Annotated in this window: 4 protein-coding genes; 2 read left to right on the forward strand and 2 right to left on the reverse strand. The window is 62.2% G+C overall.

Features of this window, described 5'->3' with window-relative positions; all coding sequences use genetic code 11:
• Nucleotides 1-46 precede the first annotated feature (46 nt).
• Nucleotides 47-943 (forward strand): acetamidase/formamidase family protein, encoded by an 897-nt coding sequence (locus tag ACMO6A_RS09490; RefSeq protein WP_009305352.1) that lies wholly within the window; start codon nt 47-49, stop codon nt 941-943.
• 142 nt (nt 944-1,085) lie between these two features.
• Here ACMO6A_RS09490 and ACMO6A_RS09495 read toward each other — a convergent pair whose 3' ends face one another.
• Together ACMO6A_RS09495 and ACMO6A_RS09500 are read right to left on the reverse strand one after the other, a co-directional pair.
• Entirely contained in the window at nt 1,086-1,967 is an 882-nt protein-coding gene (locus ACMO6A_RS09495; RefSeq protein ID WP_009305351.1) for a PfkB family carbohydrate kinase, read from the reverse strand.
• A gap of 211 nt (nt 1,968-2,178) precedes the next feature.
• Entirely contained in the window at nt 2,179-2,370 is a 192-nt protein-coding gene (locus tag ACMO6A_RS09500) for a DUF6724 family protein (RefSeq protein WP_009305350.1), read from the reverse strand.
• Nucleotides 2,371-2,610: 240 nt separating this feature from the next.
• On the opposite strand from ACMO6A_RS09500, the gene ACMO6A_RS09505 reads away from it, so the two are divergent.
• Nucleotides 2,611-4,876 (forward strand): ATP-binding protein (locus ACMO6A_RS09505; RefSeq protein WP_418471159.1); only part of this gene is annotated, 2,266 nt, incomplete at its 3' end.

A 4,876-nucleotide genomic window follows, 5' to 3' on the forward strand; every position in this document is an offset into this window, starting at 1 on the left:
CGTAGTACTATTAACCTCAGCACAATCTTGTAGAAAGGGTGGCCTCATGCAGGAACTTAACGACGAGCGCGTGCTGTTCGCGTTCGCGCGCGATTTGGAGCCGGCGCTGACGGTGGCATCGGGCGAGACGGTGCGCATCCGCACGCAGGACTGCTTCGGCAACCAGGTGCAGACGCCCGAGGACGAGCTGGACGAGATCGACTGGGATCGCATCAACCCGGCAACCGGCCCCGTGTTCGTGGAGGGCGCGGTGCCCGGCGGCGCGCTGAAGGTGACCATCGAGAACATCGAGCTCGACCCGCAAACCGCGTCGTGCACGGGCAAGGACGAGGGCGTGTGCGGCGACCGCTTCGACGCGTGGAGCACGCACCTGTGCGCTATCGACGGCGACAAGCTAGTGTGGAACGACCAGCTGTCCATCCCGCTTAACCCCATGATCGGCGTCATCGGCGTGGCCCCGGCGGGCGATCCGGTGAACTGCGGAACGCCCGGCAGCCACGGCGGCAACATGGACAACACCGCCATCACCACGGGCGCGACGCTGTACTTCCCCGTGGCGGTGGAGGGCGCGCTGTTCGGCTGCGGCGACATGCACGCGGCGATGGGCGATGGCGAGATTAGCGTGTCGGGCGCCGAGGTGGCCGGCTACGCTACGGTCACGCTCACTGCGCTGCCCGACCTGCACCTGGTTGATCCGCTTATCGAGAACGGCACGCACCTCGGCATCATCGCGTCCGCCGAGTCTCTCGACGCAGCGGCCGATCGCGCCGTGCACGAGATGGTGGATCTGCTGCACGACCGCACCGGCGTCGACGAGGCCGAGCTGGTCATGCTGCTGTCGCTGGTGGCCGACGTGCAAGTGTGCCAGATGGTGGACCCCCAGAAGACCGTCCGCTTCATGGTTCCCAAGTACGTGCTGGAATCGCTGGGGTTCAAGCTGTAGAAGAAGAGAAGGTGGTCGGGCGGTCGCCTTCTCGCCCGACCCCATCGGAGGACATCTTGGAGGATGCGTCGTGCCCGAAACGTGCGGTTTCGCCGCAAAGGCCGGCCGTTTCGGCAACGCGTTGACAGGTTGCGTGCGTCTCCTACAGCAGCTCGCACACCTTGCCCAGCAGCGGCTCGAAGCTGACGCCGCGGTCTTTGAAGTCGGGCTGTTCGGCGCTCACCAGCATGGCGTCGTGCACGAAGTCGCCTGCGAACGCGACGGCCTCCTGCAGCGAGCGACCGGCCATCACGGCGGCCATCAGGCATGACGCGTACAAGTCGCCCGTGCCGTGCAACATGTAGGGCAGGTATTCGTTATGCGCTTCGAACGTCTCGCAGTCCTTGCCGCCCACGAAGTTGCGGATGCAGGACTCGCCCTCGCGCTGGATGCCCTTGAGCACCACGTGCTTCGCTCCCTTCGCCACGAGGGCATCTACCAGGCGGTGCGCTTCTTCGTCGGAGATGTCGGTGCCGCCCCAATCTTCGCCGATGGGCTCGCCCAGGATGATGGCGGCTTCGGTGAGGTTCGGTGTGAGGATGTCGGCGCCGCAAGCCAGCTCGGCCATGGCGGAGCACAGCTCGGGCGTATACGTGGGGTAGACCTTGCCGTGGTCGGCCATCACGGGATCTACCACGCGCAAAGCGTTCGGATACATAGCGTACAGATCGCGAATGCGATCCACCTGCTCGGGTGCGCCCAAGAAACCGGAGTACACGGCATCTATCTCCACGCCGATGCCCTTCCATGCGTTCAGGTAGTCGGCTAGGATCTCGGTGGTGTCGTGCATGTACCAGCCGGGGAAGGCGGTGTGCGACGAGAACAAGCCCGTCGGCACGGGGCATACGTCGCAGCCGGCGGCGGACAGCACGGGAATGGCAACTCCCAGCGAGCACTTGCCGTAGCCGCACAGATCATGCACGGCGGCGACGCGGGGGATGTACGCTCCTTCGCGCTGGTAGAGATGCGTTTCGGCTTCGTTCATGGAAGTACTTCCTTTCCGGGTTGTCAAGAGGCGATGAGGTTCAATTATATGGTTTGAGTGTGCGGGAGAATTGACGGCTTGAAAACAGGAGCGCGCAGCTGAAAAGCTGCGCGCGGCGAGACTCGAAAGCAGTGATCGCGCGTACGTGCAAGGAGCTTTTCAAAAGGCGATCCTCATCGTCTGGTCGCCGTTCGGCACGAACGCGAAGACGTTACTTGTCGTCTTCGTCGTCATCGAAAAAGGACCAATCGTCCTCGTCAGGCTCGTGATTGACGAACGTTTTGCGCGTGCGGCGCTCCATGATGACGCACGCGATCAAACTTACGACCAAACCGATTCCCACCAGGCATCCGATGCCGGCGTAGGTGTTGAAGAGAAAATCGTACAACGCACCGAAATCCATGGTTACCTCGTTACTCTAACTCGTGACATCACCATTGCCACAGAGTGTTTGCAGTTCAGCGTTAGAGTATACTATGTCGAGCCGATCCGGTACGGGTCGGCTTGGATATTCCTTTATTCTTTACGCGCGCTGAAGAAGGGCAAGCACCAACACGCCATGGGCAAAGACAAGCGCAAACGCAAACGACGCATAACGGCATCAATCGCAATCGTCGCCATTGTGGCGGCGATTGTTTCTGCTGTGCTCGGATTAACGTCTTTTATCGACAAGAAGCTCAATCAGAGCGCCGAGCAGCAGGTGGTCACGTTCACCGAGCAATCCGCCAGCAACGTAACCGACCGCATGTACATGTCGCAGAACGCCATCGGCGCGTTTACCGTGCAGACTACCGATCCTGCGTTGGTTGCGCCGGCTCTCAGCAGCTTCCAGGAGCACCACGGCTTCGCGAATGCGACGTTTGCCGGGATGGACGGTCGAGGCGTTCGCGCGGATGGCTCCGCATTTTCCGTCGACGAGCTGGCTCAGCCCGAAACGGCTTTGTCCGAGGGTCGCAGTTCGTACTCTGCCACGTTCGCCAACGAGGCGGGCGCCCGCGTGCGTCTCGCCCAAACGCCGCTTTATATCGATGGGCAGCAAGTCGGAGCCCTGTACGTGCAGGTGCCGTTAAGCTTGTTCTCTATGTCCCGTCAGCTGGATATGTTCGACGGCCGCGGCTACTTCATGTTGTTCGAGGGTTCCACCGGCGAGGTGCTGGTGCCTCCCACGGGCGAAACCAAGACGCCGGTGTTCATCGGCACGTCGCTGTACGACTTCCTTGACCGGGCGTCTCAGTACAGCGAGCCGGCCTCGAACACCGATGCCGCGGTCTCAACCGAAACTGCCTTGCAGTTCATGCAGTCGCGCTCGCGGAGCGACCTTTCCACGCTGCGCGACGTTGTGGCGAACAAGCAGACGGGGCTGCTCACGGCCACGGTAGACGGCAAATCCAGTTATGTGTGCGTCGCGCCGGTCGACAACGGGTATTGGTACGTGTGCAACGTGGTGCCCGTCGAGAACGTGCGTGCCGAAGCTGCCGTGGTCACCACCACGTTCGAAGCGGTGTTCGCCATCATCTTCGCCTGCCTTGTGGTGGTGGCGCTGTTGGTGTTCGGCGCGTACCGCCGCCGCCTGCGCGAACAGAACGTCGCCATGCTCGGCCAGTTGTACGAGGCGCTGTCCGACAGCATCGATATGGCGGTGAACCTCTATTCGCCCACCGACGGCAAGGTCACTCCCATTGTGGCGAAGGCCGAACGCATCATCGGCTATCGCCTTGACGCCTTTCTGCAAAACGAGCGGTTGGCGGCCACCATCGGGCTTTCTCCCGAGGGTGTGGCTCTGTTCGATCGCATTAGGAAGGACGAGACGAAGGGCTTCGAGCAAGGGGAGTTCTCGTTCCGCAGCAAGCAGACCGGCAAAGAATGCTGGGCTTCTTACTCGGTCAAGCGGCTGACGTTCGAAGATAAGCCGCAGCTGCTCGTGGTCATGCGCGACGTGACGGCCGACAAGGAGATCCAGCTGTCCATGAAGGATGCGATGGACGTTGCCGAGGCGGCGAATGCTGCAAAGTCCGAGTTCCTCTCGCGCATGAGCCACGAGATCCGCACGCCTATGAACGTGATTCTGGGAACGCTGCAGCTTGCGCGGAGCAATCCGGACGATCGCGAGAAAGTTGCCGAGACGCTGAAAAAGATAGGAGACGCATCTGACCATCTGCTCGGGCTGATCAACGACGTGCTGGACATCTCGAAAATCGAGAACGGCAAGATGACCCTGGCCAGTGAGCCTTTCCGTCTCAGCGCCGTGCTGTCGCACGTGGCATCCGCCGTTCGCGTGCAGTGCGAACAGCGCGCCCAGGAATTCGTCGTGACAACTCCGCCATGCGCCGATGCCGTGTTCGTGGGCGATGCGCGGCGCATCAAGCAACTGTTGCTGAACTTGTTGACGAATGCCGTGAAGTACACGCCCTGCGGCGGCTGCGTTCGGTTCGAGACCACGGTGGCGAAGGGTGCCGCCATGGGGTATCGCCAGGTGAAGTTCACGGTATCCGACAACGGCATAGGCATGTCAGAGGAGTTCAAGGAGCATATTTTCGAGCCGTTCAGCATGGAGGGACGCTCGCGCGAGCAGGGCACGGGCCTCGGCATGCCCATCGTGAAGAACATCGTCACCATGATGGCGGGCGATATCGCCGTCGAGTCGACGAAAGGGCAGGGCACTACGTTCACGGTGACGTTCAACCTGCGTATCGCATTAGAGGCGGAGCGCATCGTGTTCGAGGAGGGCGAGGGCGCCGAGGCGGACGACGCGCAGCCCCTCGAACTCGATGCTGCGAGCGCGGCGGCGCTGCGATCCCTCGGCGCGCGCGATCGGCTGGCGAGCCGTCCCGTTTCGGCTTACGAAGCCCCTATGCCGGGCGCGCCGCGTGCGCTCGACCGCACCGAGTTCGAGGGGCTGCGCGTTCTGC

Source organism: Eggerthella sp., from assembly GCF_048329335.1.
GTDB classification, from domain to species: Bacteria; Actinomycetota; Coriobacteriia; order Coriobacteriales; family Eggerthellaceae; genus Eggerthella; species Eggerthella lenta.